The following is a 19289-nucleotide window of genomic DNA, read 5'->3' as shown; positions in this document are numbered from 1 at the left end:
TTTTTTGGCCTCCGCCATAAGATAAGGGAATCCTGTTTCCTGCCCTCGCCGCTCTTCTGATATGTTCAGAATCCACGCTTCGTGGCCTTATCCCCTACATCCCGTTTGGACACGGGCAGCACACAGAAACTCAGCGTACAGACAGTGCGTCACGATTTCGAGCGCTGCCCAGATTTAACCGGGCCAGTCAGGGGGAAATTCTTATTCTATAGCAGGCAACGTCCGGCGGCGTTGCAGTGATGCCGCCCGTGATTTTTTCTACACACAGGGAATAGACATCATGCGTTTGAAGAACCTCTCCATTCGTACCGGTCTTTTGTCGTTGTTAACGCTCGTCACCCTGCTGCTGCTTATCGTCAGCGGCATGGGCATTCACTCCATTAATCAAAGCCGAAAATCGCTCGGCGCGCTAAACCACATTCAGGGCATACAGCTGGGCGGCCTGATGAACGGCTATAACCTCACGCTACAGGCCAGAGCGTCGGCCACGCTGGCCGTCCGAAAAATCGAGGTCGGCTTGCTCGATATCGGCGCACAGGAAACCGAGCGTCTGACCCAACATGTCCAGAGCGCAACGCACCTGATCCAGCAGTTCTCTCAGACCGAAAATTCGTCGGAGGAAGGGCTGGCGCTGGCGAAGAACGTCGCCACATCCTATCAGCGCTACCTGGAACAAGGCCTAAACCCGATGGTGGCGTCGCTGCAAAAACAGTATACGGACGAATACTACAAGTTGTTGGAAAGCGATCTGACGCCGCTGTCGACGGCATTCGACAGCGCTATTCAAGCGTTTCGAACCTATGCGCAGCAACAGGCCGTTGAGCGCATTCAGGACGCCGAATATAACGAACGCGTCATGCTGTTGCTGATTAGCGTTGCGTGCCTGCTGTCGCTGCTGCTGGTCTTCGTTGGCTGGATGGCGCTGCGGCATATGCTGCTCAAGCCGCTCGACCGGGCGATTGACCAATTGGAGCAGGTGGCGGCGGGCGATCTGACCCAGCGTATCCCGGCGAACGGCGATAACGAACTGGGCCGCCTGAGCGACGCCATCGAGCGTATGCAGCTGGCGCTGCTGGCGTCGGTCGGACAGGTGCGCGACGCCAGTACCCAAATAGACCGCGGCAGCCACGAACTGACCTCCGGCAACCGCCATCTTGAGGAGCGTACCGAAGCCTCGGTGGCCGCGCTTGAGCAANCGGCCGCCAGCCTGGAGCAGCTCAGCGCCACGGTCAAACACAACGCCGACAACGCCACGCTGGCGCACCAGTTGACGGACAAAGTCTCGGACACCACCGACCGGGGCAACGAATCAGTGTGCTACGTCATCGAGAAAATGCAGGAAATCGCCACCAGCGCCAAACGCATCAGCGATATCCTCGGCGTCATCGACGGCATTGCTTTTCAGACCAACATTCTGGCGCTGAACGCGGCGGTGGAAGCGGCCCGCGCCGGAGAACAAGGCAAAGGGTTCGCGGTGGTGGCGAGCGAGGTTCGCAATCTGGCCCAGCACAGCGGACAGGCCGCCCGGGAGATTCGAACGCTCATCATGGACTCGCAAACCCACGTGACCGAAGGGCTGACGCTGGCCTCACAGGCAGGCGAAACCATGGACGAGGTGTCCGGCGAGATCAACCGCATCACCAGCCTGATGAAAGAGATCTCCTATGCGTCTCAGGAGCAGCATCGCGGCATCGAACAGGTCAATATCGCCTTTACCCAGATAGACAAAGTCGCCCAGCAGAACGCCGCGCTGGTGAAAGCCTCCGCCAGCACGACTGAATCGCTGGAAGCGCAGTCCCGCCAGCTGGTGGAAGCCATGGCGATGTTCCGCATCGGCGATAAGCTTCCGCTACTGCCCTAACGTCTGCCCGTCGTCGCCATCAACGCGGCGACGGCCTTTTATCGCCCCTCTTCCCTTATCTTCCTTCGACACGCCTGTCGATATCAGTGCATTTCACGGGCAAAACGCACAATAATAGAGCGGTTACGGGAAATAATGACGTAAAAACCAGGCAATTTGCACAATACCTGGCGTATCCGCTGCCTGCTTTCTCCGAATCCAAAAACGGGCACGTTAATTGCTCTGTTAACCCAGGTCACTCCCCTCCCTACGTTAAACAGAGGTCATCGCCATGTCAGAACGGAATGAGTTTCCCTTGAGTGAAACGCCCAAAAATCAGCGCAAAGGGTTGCTCTCGATCTCAATGGTATTGTTCAGCTTTACGTTTTTTACGGGAACGATGTTCGCGGGCGGCAAGCTCGGCGTCGCCTTTCCGCTGATCGACATGCTGTGGATCGCCGCCATCGGCAACCTGCTATTGGCTCTGTACGCCGCGGCGCTGGGACTGATCGCGGCGCGCAGCGGCCTGAATTCTGTGCTGATGGGCCGCTTCTGCTTCGGCGAAGTCGGCAGCAAGCTGTCGGACTTCCTGCTCGGATTCGCCGAACTGGGATGGTACGCCTGGGGCACCGCCACCCTCGCCATTTCGCTGGTGGAGCTATTGGACCTGCCGCCGGGATTCACCGTTCCGCTGATGATTCTGTTCGGGCTGGGCTTCTCCATCACTGCGCTGGCTGGTTTTAAAGGACTCGACCTGCTGTCCCGCATCTCGGTGCCGCTGATGTTTATCTTGCTGGTGGCGTCGATGTGGATCGCGACGCGCGACGCGGGCGGCTGGCGCGGTCTGACCCACATTACGCCGTCTCATACCATGACCTGGTCCGCCGCCATCACCATGGTTTTCGGCACCTTCGCCAGCGGCGCCACGCAGGCCACCAACTGGACCCGGCTGTCGCGCAGCGGCAAAATCGCCGTCGGCGCCAGCATCATCAGCTTCCTGGGCGGCAACGGCCTGATGATCATCTCCGGCGCCTGGTGCGCCATCGTCTATCAACAGGCGGATATCGTCGCGGTCATGATACTCCAAGGACTGTCGCTGGCAGCCGTGATTATGCTGTTCCTCAACTTATGGACCATTCAGGGACCCACGATTTACAACGTCTCCATCGCCGCCTGCCATCTACTGCGCAGCGAACGTCGCCGGACGCTGACCCTCGTCGGCGCGGCCATCGGCATCCTGCTGGCGATCGGCGGCATGTACGAAATGCTGATCCCGTTTCTGGTGCTGCTGGGCTCCATCATCCCGCCCATCGGCGGCGTCATCATGGCCGACTACTGGTTTCGCTACCGGGGCCACTATCCGGCGGTCCAGCAGACCGTACTGCCGCGCTTTAACGTTAACGGACTCGCCGCCTACGCCATCGGCGCCGCGCTGGCCTACGTCTCACCGTGGATTGCCCCGCTGGTCGGCATCGCGGCCTCCGCCAGCCTTTATATGCTCTTCACACGATTGGCCGGACGCCGTGCGGCCCTGACGGAAAGCAAGGAGCAGCCATGAGTTTGACCATCAGTGAAATTCTGTCGCTGCCGGGGCTGGAGCCGCTGACGCTGCGCGGCGGCGCGCAGCATATTCATCGCGCGGTGCGCTGGTACTACGTGGCGGAAAACGAAGGGATCGCCGAGTGGATCATGGGCGGCGAGCTGGTGTTCGTCACCGGGATCAACCACCCGCGCGATGAGGAAAACCTGCTGCGGCTCTTGCGCGAAGGCCAGCAACGCGGCATCGCGGGCATCGTGATCCTCACCGGAGAGGCGTTTATTCATGCAATCCCGCACACCGTTATCGCGCTTGCGGACACGCTGGGCATTCCATTGATAGAACAGCCCTACTCGCTCAAAATGGTGATCGTCACTCAGTTGATCGGCACGGCGCTGGTCCAGCGAGAAACGACGCTGCGATCCCAACGAGACATTCTGATCCAACTGCTGACCGGCGAGTATCCGAGCCTGGCGATCGCTAACCAGCGCGCCAGCCATCTCCACCTCGCGCTGGATCAGCCACGTCGGATCGCCGCGCTGCGTCTGAGCGGCACGCCAGCGCTGTTCAGTACGCACGATCCCGTCATGGCCGAAGCGCAATTACAGTCGGCCCGCCGACAGAGTCAGCAGCAGCTGGAGGCGGCTCTGGCCAGCCGCGACCACGGGCTGCCGCTGATCGTACTGGGCGAACTGTTCATTCTGCTGCTGCCCGACGACGATCAGCCATTCCGGCGCAGCCAACAGCGGTTGCAACACGTACAGCGAACGATCGATGACGCTATCCGCCCGCTGCGTCTATTCTGCGGCATTTCGTCCACGGTGCTCTCGGCGGCGCACTACCGGCAAGGATTGATCGAAGCGCGACGCGCGCTGGACGTCACGGAGAGCATGCAGCCGGACAAGGGCCAGTGCGACTATAGCGAGCTGGGCGTGCTGAAACTGCTGACCGCCGTCAAAGAGCCTGAGCTGGTCACGCAGTTCATGAAAGAGACGCTGGGGATGCTGTTCGAGCCTCACCGCAAACATCCGCATCAGCTGGTGGAAACGCTCGACGCCGTGTTGCAGGAAAACGGCAATCTGATCAAAGCCGCCGAACGGCTGCATATCCATCGCAATACGCTGCATCAGCGTTTGCAGCGCATCGAACAACAGTCGGGGAACGCGTTGAGCGACCCCCAATTTCGCTTGAATGCGTCGGTCGCTTTGCTGATCTGGCGTATGTCCAATGCACAACAGCAGGAGTTGCTATGAAGATTATCAATGCCGCCCTTCGCCATCAGCCGGGCCTGTACACCCTGAGCCTGCGCGAGGGACTGANCGCCGCCATCGAGCCGCAGATCGCTCTGCTGTCGGCCGCGCCCGAGGATGTCGATGCGGGCGGGAGGCTGGTGATCCCGCCGCTGGTGGAACCGCATATCCACCTTGATGCGACCCTGACCGCCGGCGAGCCGGCGTGGAACATGAGCGGCACGCTGTTCGAAGGCATCGAGCGCTGGAGCCAGCGCAAAGCCACAATCACCCACGAAGACACCAAGCGCCGGGCGCACAGCACCATCGGCCTGCTGCGGGATCACGGCATCCAGCACGTGCGTACCCACATCGACGTGACCGACCCGACGCTGGGCGCGCTGAAATCCATGCTGGAAGTCAAAGAGGAAGCGCGCGATCTGATCGACCTGCAGATCGTCGCGTTCCCGCAGGAAGGGATCGAGTCATTCCCCGATGGCCGCAAACTGATGGAACAGGCGATCGACATGGGCGCCGACGTGGTAGGCGGGATCCCGCACTTCGAAAATACCCGGGAACAAGGCGTGAGTTCGGTGAAGTTTCTGATGGATCTGGCGGAGCGTCGGGGCTGTCTGGTGGATGTGCACTGCGATGAAACCGACGATCCCCAGTCGCGTTTTCTGGNGGTGCTGGCCGAAGAAGCGCGCGTGCGCGGCATGGGCGAGCGCGTGACCGCCAGCCACACGGTGGCGATGGGATCCTACGATAACGCCTACTGTTCCAAGCTGTTTCGTCTGCTCAAGCGTTCCGGCATCAGCTTCATCTCCTGTCCGACCGAAAGTATCCACCTGCAAGGCCGTTTCGACACCTTCCCGAAACGGCGCGGCGTGACCCGCGTCGCGGAGCTGGACCGCGCGGGTATGAATGTCTGTTTCGGCCAGGACTCCATCAAAGATCCGTGGTATCCGCTGGGCAACGGCAACCTGCTGCGGGTGCTGGATGCCGGGCTGCATATCTGTCACATGATGGGCTACCAAGATCTACAGCGCTGTCTGGACTTTGTGACCGATAACAGCGCCAAAGCGATGCATCTGGGCGAAAACTATGGTCTGGTCGTCGGTCGCCCCGCCAACCTGCTGATTCTGGATGCGGAGAATGACTATGAAGCCGTACGTCGTCAGGCCAAAGCGCTGCTGTCCGTGCGCCACGGCAAGGTGATCATGCGCCGTACGCCCGAACGCATCGACTACGTCTGAGGCCAGCATTCCGGACGGTCGAGCCGTAACCGTCCGGAATGCCCCGCCAAGCGAAGCAAGGCAAGCGTGAAGCGTGTTTCGGCGTTACAGCGCGCTCAACGAGTAAGACTGATGCTCCTGGGAGCCATCGGAGTAGATTTCGCTAATGTCGAGCGCATCGCCGTGAATGCGGTAAGTAATGGTTTCATCTGCGGGATCGTCGCGCCACCGGCCAATACTGTCGGGATTGTTGCTGGCCCACAGCACCCGGTTGCCCGCCAGCTTGCATTTGATCGCCCAGCGGGAACGGTCGCCGGGCCGGAAGTAATGCACATAGGCGATGCCGTTTTCAACGGCGTCGAGCTTCATGATCTGGGTACTGCGTCCGAAAATTAACGAGGTGGTCGCTTTGCAAATCTTGCCGATAGGCGGGGACGAGGGAGCGGCGGCGCGGGCTGAATCAGCCATAAGGGGAAGGAGCAAGGCGACACCGACGGTCGCGATAGTTTTCTTTTTATTCATTGAAAATTCCATGTAAATAGCGGTCACCTTTTAAACTGTCGAACGAAGCAAACCGACAGGTTGAGGCCGAACCCATTCAGCTTGCTGGTTTTTAGCTTAGACCAAACTCTTCCGAACACGCNTTTTTAATGCGTCGAGGAGCTTAACCCACCGGACAGGTTACCCTTCAAGGTGCAGATCCGGGGCATTCTGTTTTACACTATCTGCCGAACCGATATTTCAAATCACCTATAAGCCTCCTGAATGACTATGAGCACGAACCTTACGACACAGACTGTGCAGCAGAATCTACAGGGCGTCAGGCAGCAAATTTCTGCGGTCGCCGAACGCTGCGGACGCCTTCCCGAAGACGTCACGCTGCTGGCCGTCAGCAAAACCAAACCCGTCAGCGCGATCGAGGCGGCGATTGACGCCGGACAGCGCGCCTTTGGCGAAAACTACGTCCAGGAAGGCGTCGACAAAATCCTGCATTTCCGTGCCGCGAGGCCCGATATGCCGTTGCAATGGCACTTCATCGGCCCTTTGCAGTCCAACAAAAGCCGACTGGTGGCGGAGCACTTCGACTGGTGCCACACTATCGATCGCCTGCGCATTGCGCAGCGCCTGAACGATCAGCGTCCGGACGGGTTGCCGCCGCTCAATGTCCTGTTACAGATCAACATCAGTCAGGAAGCGAGTAAGTCCGGCATGATGGCGGAAGCACTGCCCGCGCTGGCCGCCAGCGTCGCCGACATGCCCCGACTGCGCTTACGCGGCCTGATGGCAATCCCGGCGCCGGAAAGCGACTATCAGCGACAGCTCGCGGTTTTCCGCCAGCTGTCCGATCTTTTTCAGCAGCTCAGGAGCCGTTATCCAGAGGCGGATACCCTTTCCATGGGGATGACGGACGACATGCCAGCGGCCATCGCCGCTGGCAGCACGCTGGTGCGCATTGGCACGGCGATTTTCGGCGCGAGAGATTACTCCGCCGCCTGACGCTTAACAGACACCCGACTACAGCGAGAATCCGATGGAACACCGTAAAATTGCCTTTATCGGCGCAGGTAACATGGCGCAGGCCATTATTGCTGGCTTAATCGACGGCGGCTATCCCGCCACGCACATTGCGGTAAGCGCCCCGACGGCGACGCGTCGCGATGCGTTAGCCCGGGAGTATGGCATCATCAGCTCCGGCGATAACGTCGACTGCGTACAACAGGCCGACGTCGTCGTGCTGGCGGTGAAACCTCAGCTGATGGCGGACGTGTGCTCATCGCTGGCGTCGGAGGTCGACTTCAGCGACAAACTGGTGCTGTCCATCGCCGCAGGAGTCAGCGTCGCCCGTTTTCAGGCGCTATTGGGCACGCCGTTGAATATCGTGCGTATCATGCCCAACACGCCGTCTCTGGTCGGCAAAGGCATGAGCGGACTGTATGCGCCGGACAACGTCGGCACAGCCGACCGCGATTTCACCACCCGCTTGATGGCCAGCGTTGGCGAAGTCTGCTGGGTCGATGAGGAAGCGCAGATCAACGGTATCATCGCCGCCGCGGGCAGCGCCCCTGCTTACTTCTTCCTGTTTATGGAAGCGATGCAGCGGGAAGCCGAACGTCAGGGATTCGATGCCCACACGGCGCGACAGCTGGTTCAGCAGGCCGCCACCGGCGCCGCCGCGCTGGTCGCCGCCAGCCCGGACAAAGATTTGTCTACCCTGCGTGAAAATGTGACCTCCAAGGGCGGCACCACGGCCGAAGCGCTTCGAGTCTTCAACGAACAGCAACTGGCTGAAACCGTGTCGAATGCCATGCAGGCCGCTGTTTCTCGCGCCAAAGAAATGGAAAAGCTGTTTTAATCGTGGCCTTATGCCTCCACGACATCTCCCTCTGACCCGAAAGGAACCGTTGCATTTATGCTTACTCTGACGTTTCTAGTCAAAACGCTAATCGACCTGTATGTGATGGTGCTGCTGTTGCGCATCTGGATGCAGTGGTCGCGCAGCGATTTTTATAATCCGCTGTCACAGTTCGTCGTGAAGCTGACCCAGCCGATCGTCGGACCGCTGCGCCGCATCATCCCCTCGCTCGGCCCCATCGATAGCGCCTCGCTGCTGCTGGCGTTTTTGCTGACAACCCTGAAATACCCGCTGCTGCTGCTGATACAGGTTGGCGCGCTGTCGCTAAGCCCGATGAATCTGCTGGTCGGACTGCTGTCGCTGCTCAAATCCGCGGGTTATCTGGTGTTCTGGATGGTCATCATCCGTTCGTTGATGAGCTGGATCAGCCAGGGTCGCAGCCCGGTCGATTACCTGCTGTATCAGCTGACCGAACCGCTGATGGCGCCAATCCGCCGCATACTGCCTGCGATGGGCGGCCTCGACTTCTCCGCGATGGTGGTCATCCTGATCCTGTATCTGCTGAACTATCTCGGCATGGATCTGTTCCCCGGACTGTGGTTCCTGCTGTGAGCGCAGTCAGCTACGACCGGGACGCGCTGGTCATTCGGCTGTATATACAGCCGAAAGCCAGCCGCGACCAGATTGTCGGCCTGCACGGCGAAGAGCTGAAGGTGGCGATCACCGCGCCGCCGGTCGACGGTCAGGCCAATGCGCATCTGGTCAAATTTCTTTCCAAGCAGTTTCGCGTCGCCAAAAGCAAAGTGATTATTGAAAAAGGCGAACTGGGTCGGCATAAACAGATCAAAATCGTCGATCCGCAGACTATTCCCGCCAACGTCGCGGAACTCATCGCTTCACCTTCTCAGGACTAACTCATTGATGCAAAAAGTCGTATTAGCCACCGGCAACGCCGGTAAAGTGCGTGAACTCGCCGATCTGCTGGCGGACTTCGGGCTGGATATCGTGGCGCAGACCGAACTGGGCGTAGACTCCGCCGAGGAGACCGGCCTGACGTTCATCGAGAACGCCATCCTCAAGGCCCGTCACGCCGCGCGTGCCACGGGGCTGCCCGCCATCGCCGACGACTCCGGTCTGTCGGTGGATGCGTTGGCCGGCGCGCCGGGGATCTNCTCCGCGCGCTATGCGGGCGAAGACGCCGACGACCAGCAAAATCTGAACAAGCTGCTGGAAGCCATGCGAGACGTACCGGATGACCAGCGCACCGCCCGTTTTCACTGCGTGCTGGTCTTCCTGATGCATGCTGACGACCCTACGCCGTTGGTCTGCCACGGCAGCTGGCAGGGCACCCTTGCCCGTGAACCGGCTGGCAGCGGCGGTTTCGGCTATGACCCGATTTTCATCGTGCCTGACGCCGGCGTCACCGCCGCGGAGCTGACCCGCAGCGAAAAGCTGAGCCGCTCCCATCGCGGTCAAGCGCTTCGCCAGCTGCTGGATGCCCTGCGCAATGCTTAAACTGCCCCCGCTCAGCCTCTACATCCATATTCCCTGGTGCGTGCAGAAATGCCCGTACTGCGACTTCAACTCGCACGCGCTCAAAGGCGATGTGCCGCACGGGGAATATGTGGATCACCTGCTGGCCGATCTGGATGCGGATCTGGCGATGGCGCAAGGGCGACCGCTGCACTCGATCTTCATCGGCGGCGGCACGCCCAGCCTGCTGAGCGCCGAAGCAATGCAGCAGTTGATGGACGGCGTGCGCGCCAGGCTCAATCTGGCGCCCGAAGCCGAAGTGACGATGGAGGCCAACCCCGGCACCGTCGAGGCCGACCGCTTCAGCGGCTACCAACAGGCGGGCATCAACCGCATTTCCATCGGCGTGCAAAGCTTCAGCCCGGACAAACTCAAGCGGCTGGGCCGCATTCACGGACCAGAAGAGGCGAAGCGCGCCGCTCGTCTGGCCGAACAGCTGGACCTGCGCAGCTTCAATCTCGACCTGATGCATGGCTTGCCGCAGCAGTCTCTCGAAGAGGCGCTGGACGATTTGCGTCAGGCTATCGCGCTGAACCCGCCGCATCTGTCGTGGTATCAGCTGACCATCGAGCCCAATACGCTCTTCGGCTCACGGCCGCCGACGCTGCCGGACGACGATGCGCTCTGGGACATTTTCAGCGCCGGACACGAACTGCTGAGCGCCGCGGGCTATCAGCAGTATGAAACCTCGGCCTACGCCCAGCCGGGCTACCAGTGCCAACATAACCTGAACTACTGGCGCTTCGGCGACTATCTGGGCATTGGCTGCGGCGCACACGGCAAGCTGACGTTCGCCGACGGACGCATTGTGCGCACCGCCAAAACGCGTCATCCGCGCGGCTACATGCGGGGCGAATATCGGCATACCACCACGGAGGTCCCGCTTCACGACCGTCCGTTCGAGTTCTTTATGAACCGCTTTCGTCTGCTGGAGCCCGCGCCGCGCGCCGATTTCACGGACTATACTGGACTCACGGAGCAGGCGATCCGCCCGCAGATCGACGCTGCGCTGGCACAAGGTTTTCTGACGGAAACCGACCGCCACTGGCAGATCACCGAGCACGGCAAACTGTTCCTGAATACCCTGCTGGAAGGCTTTCTCGCCGACTGAGTTCGCCGTGCGTCGTCATGCGACACGGGCCTGAATAAAATTCGCTGACGCTGCAATCAAGCGCATTGAACTGGCAGGCGGGAATATGACAAAGTGAAGACAGGACTGACACTGAGGTAGCAGGTAAACCACGATGAAAAACATCACATTACTGACGGCTGTACTGTTGATTACCGCCACCCTGAGCGGTTGTAATACCACACGCGGGTTTGGTCAGGACGTGCAGAAGCTAGGCAGCTCTATCTCCCGTACCGCCAGCTAAGCCCTTTAAGCGCTGAGCATCACACACCCCGCCCCGAGCGTTATCCCACGCTCGGGGCATTTTTCTGTCTGTTTATCCCACGCTCCGCCGCTCATTTTCCCNCGCCTTCCCCTCGCCAGCGGCGAAATCAAGGCTGGCCGATGCGAGATCGCCGCTTCATAAGGAAGGGGAAAAGAGAGCGTCCCATCCAGCGACGAATGCGCTGAACGCGTGGAGGGTCAGCCTGCGGAGGGCGTGGCGGAAAGGGACATATCGATGTGCGGTATGCCGTCTTCGTCGTAAGCCTCGCCGACGGAGACGAAACCCAGCTGACGATAGAAGTCTTGCAGATGCGCCTGCGCGGACAGGCGGCACGGGCTCTGCGGCCAGTGTCGGGAGCAGGCCGACAGGGCCTGCGCCATCAGCTGATACCCCAGCTTCTGTCCACGCGCTTCGGCGGAGACGATCACACGGCCGATCACAACCGCCTCACGCTCCGGCGTGGGCGCCAACAGGCGAGCGTAGGCCAACAGCTGCCCGTGTCGGCAGGCGACGATATGACGATGGCCCGGCGTCAGGTCTTGCCCGTCGATGTCCTGATACGGGCAAGATTGCTCAACGATAAAGACCTGATTGCGCAGCCGCAAAAGCTCATACACGCTCTTCACCGTCAGATCGTCGACACTCCAGTCGTGCCACTCCACCGTCTTCGTCACGTCGCCACTCTCCTCACTCTCGTCATCAACGCTTAACACGTCCCCATGCCCACAGCACCGCAATCGCCAGCGCGAACAGCGCGCCGAAGCCAATCCCGATCCCCATGACCGGCACGCCCAGCTTCACCGCCAGCGAATACAGCGCCAGCATCAGCAGCATCGCGCCATTTTCCATCAGATTTTGCACCGCGACGGCGTTGCCCGCGCCCACGCTGGCCTTACCGATCTCCTGCAACAATGCGTTCAGCGGCACAATGAAGAAACCGCCCAGCGCACCCAAGATCAGCAGGCAGGTATAGGCGCCGAACAGCGTGTGCTGCAACGTGAAGAACACCACCATCACGCCGATCATGACCCCGGCAGGCAGGCAGCGGCGCACGGTTTTCAACGTCACCAGACGCCCCGCCGCCGCCGCGCCGAAGACGATCCCCACGGCGACCATGGCATTCAGCAGCGTAGGCGTTGAGTTGTCGCTGATGCCCAGCGCCAGCGGCACCCAGAGCACCAGCAGAAAGCGCAGCGTCACCCCCGCGCCCCAGAACAGGCTGGTGCCCAGCAGAGACAGCCGCGTTTCGCCGTTGCCCCACAGCACCCGGCAGGCATGGACGAAAGCCCCAACCATCTGTCGAGGATGCCACGAGCTGCCGCTTTTAGCCGCGTTCAGTCGCGGAATGAGCAGGTTGGCGGCCAGCGCGATGCCGTACGCCAGCGCACAGACGCCGAGCGCCGCGCCCAAATGCCAGTCCGCCAACAGGCCGCCCGCGACCGAGCCGATCAGAATGGCGGCAATGGTAGACGCTTCCATCAGGCCATTAGCCTTCACCAGCTGATCGCCGTGGCTAATCTCGCCCAAAATGCCGTACTTGGCGGGCGAATAAGCCGCAGCCCCGACGCCGACCAGCGTGTAGCCTAGGAAGGGATTGCCGCCGACGCAGATGAGCAGCGCACCCGCCAGCTTCAGGGCGTTCGCCAGCATCATGACGCGCCCTTTGGAGAAGCTGTCCGCAAACTGGCCCACAAACGGCGCCAGCAGGATATAGGCCGCGACGAATCCCATCTGTAAAAACGGCTGGCTCCAGTCGGGATACAGCAGCGATTTCACCAGCGCGAGCGTCGCGAACAGCAGCGCGTTATCGCCGAAGGCGGAAAAGAACTGCGCCGCCATCACGGCGATCATTCCCCGAGAGAGCAGCGGCGTTGCTGGCGTTGAGACAGGATTCATGCCGTGTGCTCCCGATCTTCCGCCATCTCACGCAGCGTGACGAAGTCCGGCTTGCCGCTGCCCAGCATCGGCAGCGCCTTCACATAACGAATGTCGCGCGGCACCGCCAGCTCCGGCGCGCCGTGCTGACGCGCCTGCGCCTGGAGTTGGTCGCGAGTCAGGTCGGCATCTGTGGTAAACAGCACCAGCGCTTCCCCTTTACTGCTGTCGCTACGGGCGCTGGCCGCATGTTGCGCATGGGGGGAGGCCAACTGGGCCAGTTGCTCCACGCTCTCCAGCGAGACCATCTCTCCTGCCAGCTTGGCGAAGCGTTTCACACGCCCGACGATAGCGCAGAAGCCTTGTTCGTCCAGCGTGACGATATCGCCCGTGTCGTACCAACCCTCTTCCCGCTCTCCCTGCGCGTTCTCGGCGGCAGGCGTTTCCAGAACGCCGGGCCGCTCTACCCGCAGATACCCTTTCATCACGTTCGGTCCGCGCAGCTGGAGACGAGCGCCCGCGGTAATGCCCGGCACCGAGACCAGGCGTCCTTCCATCTCCGGCAGCAACTGCCCGACGGTGTGCGGCTTGGCCGCCATCGGCACGTTGATCGCCACGACGGGCGCGCACTCGGTGACGCCATAGCCTTCCAGAATGCGGATGCCGAAGCGCTCCTGCCACAGTTCACGCGTGGTCTCTGACAGTTTTTCCGCCCCGGCCACTACGTAGCGCAACCGGGTGAAGTCGTAGGGATGCGCATAGCGCGCGTAGTTGCCCAGGAACGTCGAGGTGCCGAACAGCACGGTGCAATTTCGGTCGTAGACCAGCTCCGGCACGATGCGGTAGTGCAGCGGACTCGGGTAGAGAAACACTTTCGCACCGGTGATCAGCGGCGTCAGCAACCCGACCGTCAACCCGAAGGCGTGAAACAGCGGCAGCGCGGACATAAAGCGGTCCTGCGGCGTGAAATCGGCCACGGAGCGGATCTGCTCAACATTCGCCAACAGGCTATTGTGGGAATGCACCACGCCTTTAGGATGGCCTTCCGATCCGGAAGTAAACAGGATCATCGCGGCATCGTCAGGCCGCTGCGGCACCATCGCCTGCGCGGGGAACAGCAGATGGAACAGGATCCACAGCTTATCGGCGATCGTCACCGTCCCTTTCAGGTCCTCCAGATAGACCCAGTTGGCGTCCTTCACCTGCTGCGGCAGATGCGTCAGCTTGCCTTTTTCGAGGAACTGGCGCGAGGTCACAATCGTTTTGAGACTGGCCGCCAAAATGGCGCTTTGCAGCCCTTTGACGCCCGCCGTGTAATTGAGCATGGCCGGGACACGACCGCTCAGGGAGCAGCCCAGAATGGCGGCGGCGGTGATGGTCGCGTTCGGCAGCAGCAGGCCGACGTGTTCCTTATCCGCCGTGAAGCGTTGCAGGATCCGCGACACCCCCAGCGATTTTTTCAGCAGGCCGTGGTAGCTATCTGGCCGCATAGCGACGTCCTCAATGCTGGAGGAGCCGTAGCCATAGCGGCCGCAGGCGGCCAAAAACGCCTGGTACAGCGTATGACGGGGACGCACCGCCATGCGGGCTTCCATCATGATGCGATGCAGATGCTCGCCGGCCAGTTCACGGCGCTCACGCGCGCTATCAGCCGCTGGCATGGGGAGTTGCACCGCCGGCAGCCAATGCATGGAGATCTGCGGAAAGAGGCGACGACGCACAACGCCGCCCAGACGGCCGAAGAACGTAAACTCCGGCCCTTCCAGCCGGACCGGGACAACGGTGGCTCCTGAGCGCGCCGCCACAAACGCCGCGCCGCTGTAGATTTTCATCAGGGAGCCGGTGACCGTGATGCGTCCTTCCGGGAACACCACGACCGGCCGTCCCTGCTCCACCACGCGGATCAGATGCTTGATGGCCATCGGCTGCGTCGGATCCAGCGCCACAAAGTCCACAAATCGCTTCGTCCACCGCATGAACCAACGGTCGGCGATGGAGGAGTAGACGGCAAAGATCGGTTTTTCTTGCAGAGGCAGGAACAAGGCCAGCAGCACGCCGTCCATAAACGACGTGTGGTTTGGCGTAATCAGGAGTTTTGACTGCCGGAAGACGCGTTCGTCCCCGGTGATTTCGATACGGTACAGGCGACGTAACAGCCAGCGTAGTGCGTTATAAATCATCCCATCTCCCTAGGTAAAACCCTCGCTGACACGCCTCGGCGCCATGTTCGGCCGCCGTGCTTCGCGGGGTTTTAAACGAATTTAATGGCACAAAATACTATAGCCAACCCATTGCCACCACAATAAGCGTCCTGGCGACCTGAACCAGCACGACGGATCGGCCGAAAAACGTGAGGAGAGCGCGATCTGTGACAGCGGCGGACGCGGCTTCAGAGCGATGCCGGATGTTCAGGCAGGGATGCCGCCGAGATTGAACGCGGCGAGAGAGCGGGCGTGAATTCCACGAGGGATAAACGACAGGCAAAAAAAAACCTACGCATCCGCGTAGGTTGGTGAAATAAATATGGTTCATGGTGAACATCACATCCACTTGTCACCCATTAATACCTCTGGGACTTTTACTCTAGAGAGTCAGGCATTTATTCTCTAGTCGCTAATCGCAAGATAACTGCACGAAGTGCAACCATCTGTAAAATTCTGACCCACCATGTAATCACGCCCTGTGATTAGTGCGATGGCTGCGCCCGAACGGCCGCCATCACACGCTCTGAAACGCCTCTGTATGCCTGCGCCCTCTGCGCGCTTTTTCGGCCTTGTGATAGTATGCAAACTCAGACCGATCAACTGAATACGGGTATACCGCCATGAAAACCATGCTTGATGTGGCCCGCCGCGCCGGCGTTTCGAAAGCGACGGTATCACGCGTCCTGAACGGCACCGGCCAGGTCAAAGCCAGTACCCGGGAAAGCGTTTTCAAGGCCATGACCGAGTTGGGCTACCGGCCCAACTTTCTGGCGCGCTCGCTGGCCAACCGCAGCNCCAACAGCATCGGCCTCGTCGTGTCTCACTTCGACGGTCCCTACTTTGGCCGACTGCTGCGCCAGGCCGCCGAACTGACCGAGCGCAGCGGCAAACACCTGATTGTCACCGACGGACACGACACGCCGGAAGACGAACGCCAGTCGGTTGAGCTGCTGGCCGACCGCCGCTGCGACGCCATCATTCTCTACACCCGCCACATGTCCGAGCAGGAACTGATGACGCTGCTGGCCGAGTCCAGCGTCCCGATCGTCGTGATCAACCGCGACCTGCCGCAGCGGCGCGATCGCAGCGTCGTCTTCGAACAGCAGAGCGCGGCTTTTCAGGTTGTCGACTATCTGATTACCCAAGGCCACCGCGAGATCGCCTGCATTACCGGTCCGATGACGACGCCGACGTCGCAGGCTCGTTTGTCCGGCTATAAAGCGGCGTTGCGCCACCNCCATCTGACAATCGATCCCCAGCGGATCGTCCACGGCGACAGCAGCGTGGAGAGCGGCTATGTCGCCGCGCATGCGCTGCTGGCCCGCGGGGTCGTATTCAGCGCGCTCTTCTCCAGCAACGATGACATGTGCATCGGCGCGATGAAGGCGTTCAACGAAGCGGGTAAAACGCTGCCGGAGGATCTCTCCCTGTTCGGCTTCGACGACGAGCCTAACGCCGCCTATCTGAGTCCGTCGTTGTCGACAGTGTATCTGCCGATCGAAGAGATGATGGGCGCCGCCATTGAGCAGGCGCTGCGTCTGATTTCGGGAGAGGAGGCCGCCCCGCTGACGCCGTTCACCGGCGTGCTGAAAATTCGTGATTCGGTGCGGCCCGGACCTTACGCCTCCGCTTCACATCCCTAAACGATGCGGCGGATCAGCCGTCTTCCAACTGGAGTGCGATATAGAGCAGCAGGCGATCGTCGACGCGGGAGAGATTCAGTCCGGTGATGTCCGAGATGCGGCGCAGGCGGTATTCCAGCGTATTTTTATGGATGTACAGCGCGTTCGCCGTGACCGTGTTTTGCAGGTTGTAGCAGAACCAGCTGTAGAGCGTTTTGCGAAAGATCCCGTTGCCGTCCATCGCCCGCAGCCGTGCCAGCGGCCGCATCAGTTCCTTGGCCTGCCAGCCGCCGCACAGGCTGTCCAGCAGCACCGGCAGCGCCATATCCTGATAGCTGTAGCAATGCGCCTCAGGCTGACGCTGCTTGCCCACTTTCATCGTGGTTTTCGCCGTCTGATAGGAGCGTTGCAGGCCGCCTTCGCCGGGGAAGAAGTTGCCCAGCGCCAGCCGCACCCGCAGAGGACTTTCGTCATGCAGACGCTGATACAGCAGTTGGATCCGCCGCAGATGCGCCTCCGGATCCCAGCGCCCGTGTTCTGACAACGGTTGCAGCACCACCATCTCGGTCAAAGAGACAATCGCCATCAGCCCCTCTTCCCGATCCGGCGCCATGCCCGGCTCCGTCAGCAGATTCTGAAACTGTTGCAGCTCGGTCATCGCCGTACTGACGCCGAGCTGGCCGCTGTCCAGCTCCACCACCAGCGCAACGCGCGGCTTCTGCAAGTCTATCCCCAACCGTCTCGCCCATTCGCTGACCGTATCGGAATAGCTGTCGCTGCGGATCAGGTTCAACACCAGCTCTTCGCGCTGACGGCTGTTGCGCGCCAGCAGTTGCATAAGCCTCGCTTGCTCCAGCATCATTTCCGCCGTCATACAGACCAGTTCGCCGTACTGGCGCAGTCCGTCCGGCTGACCGGTCAGGCCGACCACGCCGACAATCACGCCGTCGAGCCGCAGGGGAAGATTGATGCCGGGCTTCACGCCCTGCAGGATGTGCATGGACGCGTCGTCGATCGTGACGATGCGTTCTTGCGTGAGCGCCAGCAATGCGCCCTCATGAATTTCGCCGATACGCTCCTTGTCGCCGCTGCCGATGATTCTCCCCGTCGCATCCATCACGTTCACGTTGCATTCGATGATCTGCATCGTGCGCGCGACAATGGCACCGGCCAACGTGGCGTCAAAATGGTAATCCGACATGTCTTTTCTCCAGACGGTGACGCAGGAGCGCGGCAACACCGCGCTCGCCTGCCCACTCAGCCTAGCATGATCCCGCCGACGCAACGCCGGGGTTAACCTCTCGACGCGCCGCGCGCATGGGAGATACGGATTAAGCGACCGATATTTTCACAGGCCCGTTCCATATTCTCAGGCCCTTCTTGCAGTAACGACGCCAGCGGATCGGCGCGCGGGATCATCCCGAAAATGACGTCGATCCCTTCCTGATACAGCGACTCGATGCCGTCGCCGACACAGCCGGACACGGCGATCACCGGCACCTGTAGCGCCTGCGCGGTCTTCGCCACGCCGTATGGCGTTTTACCGAAGCGGGTCTGACTGTCGATGCGGCCTTCACCCGTCAAGCAGTAGTCCGCTCCACGCAACTTATCCCGCAGGCCGCTGTACTCGATGACGATATCGATGCCTTTCTGCATCACACAGCGTGTGAAGGCCATCAGCCCCGCCCCCAGTCCGCCCGCCGCGCCAGCGCCCGGCGCCGTCCCCACGGTTTTGCCCAGTTGCTGCAACACCACGTCGGCATAGTGAGACAGGTTGGCGTCGAGCTGCGCTACCATCTCCGGCGTCGCGCCTTTCTGCGGTCCGAAGACGTGAGAAGCGCCGTGTTCGCCGCACAGAGGATTGGTGACGTCGCAGGCGACGATGATCTCCACCTGCGCCAGGCGCGGGTCCATCCCGCTGACGTCGATGCGTTGGAGCTGTCCGAGCGCCCCGCCGCCGCGCGACAGCGGCTTGTCGTCGCCGTCGAAGAAACGCGCGCCGAGCGCTTCGGCCATCCCCGCGCCGCCGTCGTTCGTCGCGCTGCCGCCGATGCCGAGGATGATTTTCGCTATCCTCTGATCCAGACAGGCGCGGATCAGCTCGCCGGTGCCGTAAGTCGTCGTCACCAGCGGATTACGGGTCTGTTCGTTGACATGGTGGATGCCGCTGGCCGAGGCCATTTCGATCACCCCCACCTGGCCGTCGCCCATAATGCCGTAGACGGCGTCCACCGGCGTGCCCAGCGGTCCGGTCACCTGAAGCTGAAACAGCTCGCCGTGGGTGGCGTCGACCAGCGACTGCACGGTGCCTTCGCCGCCGTCCGCCATCGGGACATGAAGGTAGTCAGCCTCGGGAAAGACCTTGCGCAGCCCTTTCTCCATCGCCACGCAGACCTCTTTGGCAGTCATGCTCTCTTTGAACGAATCCGGCGCCAATACAAAGGTTTCATGTTTCATAGGAATCTTC

General features: G+C 61.0%; 18 protein-coding genes. 12 read left to right on the top strand and 6 right to left on the bottom strand.

Features of this window, described 5'->3' with window-relative positions; translation table 11 throughout:
• Positions 1 to 280: 280 nt before the first annotated feature.
• The 4 genes from SB13_RS04395 to codA all read left to right on the top strand — a co-directional run bounded on the left by SB13_RS04395 (position 281) and on the right by codA (position 5862).
• Positions 281 to 1861, top strand: coding sequence for a methyl-accepting chemotaxis protein (locus tag SB13_RS04395; RefSeq protein WP_026739190.1), 1581 nt, complete (start codon positions 281 to 283; stop codon positions 1859 to 1861).
• Between the two features lie 271 nt (positions 1862 to 2132).
• Entirely contained in the window at positions 2133 to 3398 is a 1266-nt protein-coding gene (gene codB, locus SB13_RS04390) for a cytosine permease (protein ID WP_026739189.1), read from the top strand.
• On the top strand, positions 3395 to 4630 hold the full coding sequence (locus SB13_RS04385) for a PucR family transcriptional regulator (RefSeq protein WP_026739188.1): 1236 nt from the start codon (positions 3395 to 3397) through the stop codon (positions 4628 to 4630). Before codB ends, SB13_RS04385 begins: the two co-directional genes overlap by 4 nt.
• Complete coding sequence (codA, locus tag SB13_RS04380) at positions 4627 to 5862, top strand: cytosine deaminase (RefSeq protein WP_026739187.1); 1236 nt, start codon at positions 4627 to 4629, stop codon at positions 5860 to 5862. The genes SB13_RS04385 and codA overlap by 4 nt, the downstream gene beginning before the upstream one ends.
• A gap of 84 nt (positions 5863 to 5946) precedes the next feature.
• Here codA and SB13_RS04375 read toward each other — a convergent pair whose 3' ends face one another.
• Positions 5947 to 6363: a hypothetical protein gene (locus SB13_RS04375; protein WP_051616551.1), complete on the bottom strand. Its 417-nt coding sequence runs from the start codon at positions 6361 to 6363 to the stop codon at positions 5947 to 5949.
• A gap of 243 nt (positions 6364 to 6606) precedes the next feature.
• Here SB13_RS04375 and SB13_RS04370 point away from each other — a divergent pair, with 243 nt between their 5' ends.
• The 7 genes from SB13_RS04370 to SB13_RS04340 all read left to right on the top strand — a co-directional run bounded on the left by SB13_RS04370 (position 6607) and on the right by SB13_RS04340 (position 11100).
• Entirely contained in the window at positions 6607 to 7338 is a 732-nt protein-coding gene (locus SB13_RS04370) for a YggS family pyridoxal phosphate-dependent enzyme (RefSeq protein WP_026739186.1), read from the top strand.
• Between the two features lie 34 nt (positions 7339 to 7372).
• Positions 7373 to 8194: a pyrroline-5-carboxylate reductase gene (proC, locus tag SB13_RS04365; RefSeq protein ID WP_026739185.1), complete on the top strand. Its 822-nt coding sequence runs from the start codon at positions 7373 to 7375 to the stop codon at positions 8192 to 8194.
• A gap of 57 nt (positions 8195 to 8251) precedes the next feature.
• Entirely contained in the window at positions 8252 to 8806 is a 555-nt protein-coding gene (locus SB13_RS04360; protein WP_026739184.1) for a YggT family protein, read from the top strand.
• Positions 8803 to 9108, top strand: coding sequence for a DUF167 family protein YggU (yggU, locus tag SB13_RS04355; RefSeq protein WP_026739183.1), 306 nt, complete (start codon positions 8803 to 8805; stop codon positions 9106 to 9108). Before SB13_RS04360 ends, yggU begins: the two co-directional genes overlap by 4 nt.
• A 7-nt stretch (positions 9109 to 9115) precedes the next feature.
• Positions 9116 to 9709: an RdgB/HAM1 family non-canonical purine NTP pyrophosphatase gene (gene rdgB / locus SB13_RS04350; protein ID WP_026739182.1), complete on the top strand. Its 594-nt coding sequence runs from the start codon at positions 9116 to 9118 to the stop codon at positions 9707 to 9709.
• Entirely contained in the window at positions 9702 to 10838 is a 1137-nt protein-coding gene (hemW, locus tag SB13_RS04345; protein WP_026739181.1) for a radical SAM family heme chaperone HemW, read from the top strand. Before rdgB ends, hemW begins: the two co-directional genes overlap by 8 nt.
• Before the next feature lie 133 nt (positions 10839 to 10971).
• Positions 10972 to 11100, top strand: a complete 129-nt coding sequence (locus SB13_RS04340) for an entericidin A/B family lipoprotein (protein ID WP_026739180.1) — start codon at positions 10972 to 10974, stop codon at positions 11098 to 11100.
• 218 nt (positions 11101 to 11318) lie between these two features.
• Here SB13_RS04340 and SB13_RS04335 read toward each other — a convergent pair whose 3' ends face one another.
• The 3 genes from SB13_RS04335 to aas are packed head-to-tail and all read right to left on the bottom strand — an operon-like array spanning position 11319 to position 15176.
• Complete coding sequence (locus tag SB13_RS04335; RefSeq protein WP_051616550.1) at positions 11319 to 11795, bottom strand: GNAT family N-acetyltransferase; 477 nt, start codon at positions 11793 to 11795, stop codon at positions 11319 to 11321.
• A 25-nt stretch (positions 11796 to 11820) separates the two neighbouring features.
• Positions 11821 to 13017, bottom strand: coding sequence for a lysophospholipid transporter LplT (gene lplT, locus SB13_RS04330; protein ID WP_026739178.1), 1197 nt, complete (start codon positions 13015 to 13017; stop codon positions 11821 to 11823).
• Positions 13014 to 15176, bottom strand: a complete 2163-nt coding sequence (gene aas, locus SB13_RS04325) for a bifunctional acyl-ACP--phospholipid O-acyltransferase/long-chain-fatty-acid--ACP ligase (protein WP_026739177.1) — start codon at positions 15174 to 15176, stop codon at positions 13014 to 13016. The genes lplT and aas overlap by 4 nt, the downstream gene beginning before the upstream one ends.
• A 644-nt stretch (positions 15177 to 15820) precedes the next feature.
• Here aas and SB13_RS04320 point away from each other — a divergent pair.
• Positions 15821 to 16843: a LacI family DNA-binding transcriptional regulator gene (locus tag SB13_RS04320; RefSeq protein ID WP_026739176.1), complete on the top strand. Its 1023-nt coding sequence runs from the start codon at positions 15821 to 15823 to the stop codon at positions 16841 to 16843.
• 13 nt (positions 16844 to 16856) lie between these two features.
• Here the strand turns inward: SB13_RS04320 and SB13_RS04315 are convergent, their stop codons facing one another.
• The gene (locus SB13_RS04315; protein WP_026739175.1) at positions 16857 to 18023 is read right to left on the bottom strand and encodes a CdaR family transcriptional regulator; all 1167 of its coding nucleotides are present in this window, start codon (positions 18021 to 18023) and stop codon (positions 16857 to 16859) included.
• 92 nt (positions 18024 to 18115) lie between these two features.
• Complete coding sequence (locus SB13_RS04310) at positions 18116 to 19279, bottom strand: glycerate kinase family protein (RefSeq protein WP_026739174.1); 1164 nt, start codon at positions 19277 to 19279, stop codon at positions 18116 to 18118.
• Between the last annotated feature and the right edge of the window lie 10 nt (positions 19280 to 19289).

Origin of the sequence: Lonsdalea quercina subsp. quercina (genome assembly GCF_000688695.1) — a bacterium.
In the GTDB taxonomy this organism is placed as follows: Bacteria; Pseudomonadota; Gammaproteobacteria; order Enterobacterales; family Enterobacteriaceae; genus Lonsdalea; species Lonsdalea quercina_D.
Note: the sequence above shows the minus strand (reverse complement) of the source record. Positions and strands in the feature narration are given on the sequence as shown.

Coding starts and splice junctions, on each gene's coding strand:
- SB13_RS04370 (WP_026739186.1), top strand. CDS start 6,607: ATGACTATGAGCACGAACCTTACGACACAGACTGTGCAGCAGAATCTA.
- SB13_RS04385 (WP_026739188.1), top strand. CDS start 3,395: ATGAGTTTGACCATCAGTGAAATTCTGTCGCTGCCGGGGCTGGAGCCG.
- SB13_RS04310 (WP_026739174.1), bottom strand. CDS start 19,279: ATGAAACATGAAACCTTTGTATTGGCGCCGGATTCGTTCAAAGAGAGC.
- SB13_RS04340 (WP_026739180.1), top strand. CDS start 10,972: ATGAAAAACATCACATTACTGACGGCTGTACTGTTGATTACCGCCACC.
- SB13_RS04360 (WP_026739184.1), top strand. CDS start 8,252: ATGCTTACTCTGACGTTTCTAGTCAAAACGCTAATCGACCTGTATGTG.
- codB (WP_026739189.1), top strand. CDS start 2,133: ATGTCAGAACGGAATGAGTTTCCCTTGAGTGAAACGCCCAAAAATCAG.
- SB13_RS04375 (WP_051616551.1), bottom strand. CDS start 6,363: ATGAATAAAAAGAAAACTATCGCGACCGTCGGTGTCGCCTTGCTCCTT.
- lplT (WP_026739178.1), bottom strand. CDS start 13,017: ATGAATCCTGTCTCAACGCCAGCAACGCCGCTGCTCTCTCGGGGAATG.
- hemW (WP_026739181.1), top strand. CDS start 9,702: ATGCTTAAACTGCCCCCGCTCAGCCTCTACATCCATATTCCCTGGTGC.
- proC (WP_026739185.1), top strand. CDS start 7,373: ATGGAACACCGTAAAATTGCCTTTATCGGCGCAGGTAACATGGCGCAG.
- SB13_RS04315 (WP_026739175.1), bottom strand. CDS start 18,023: ATGTCGGATTACCATTTTGACGCCACGTTGGCCGGTGCCATTGTCGCG.
- aas (WP_026739177.1), bottom strand. CDS start 15,176: ATGATTTATAACGCACTACGCTGGCTGTTACGTCGCCTGTACCGTATC.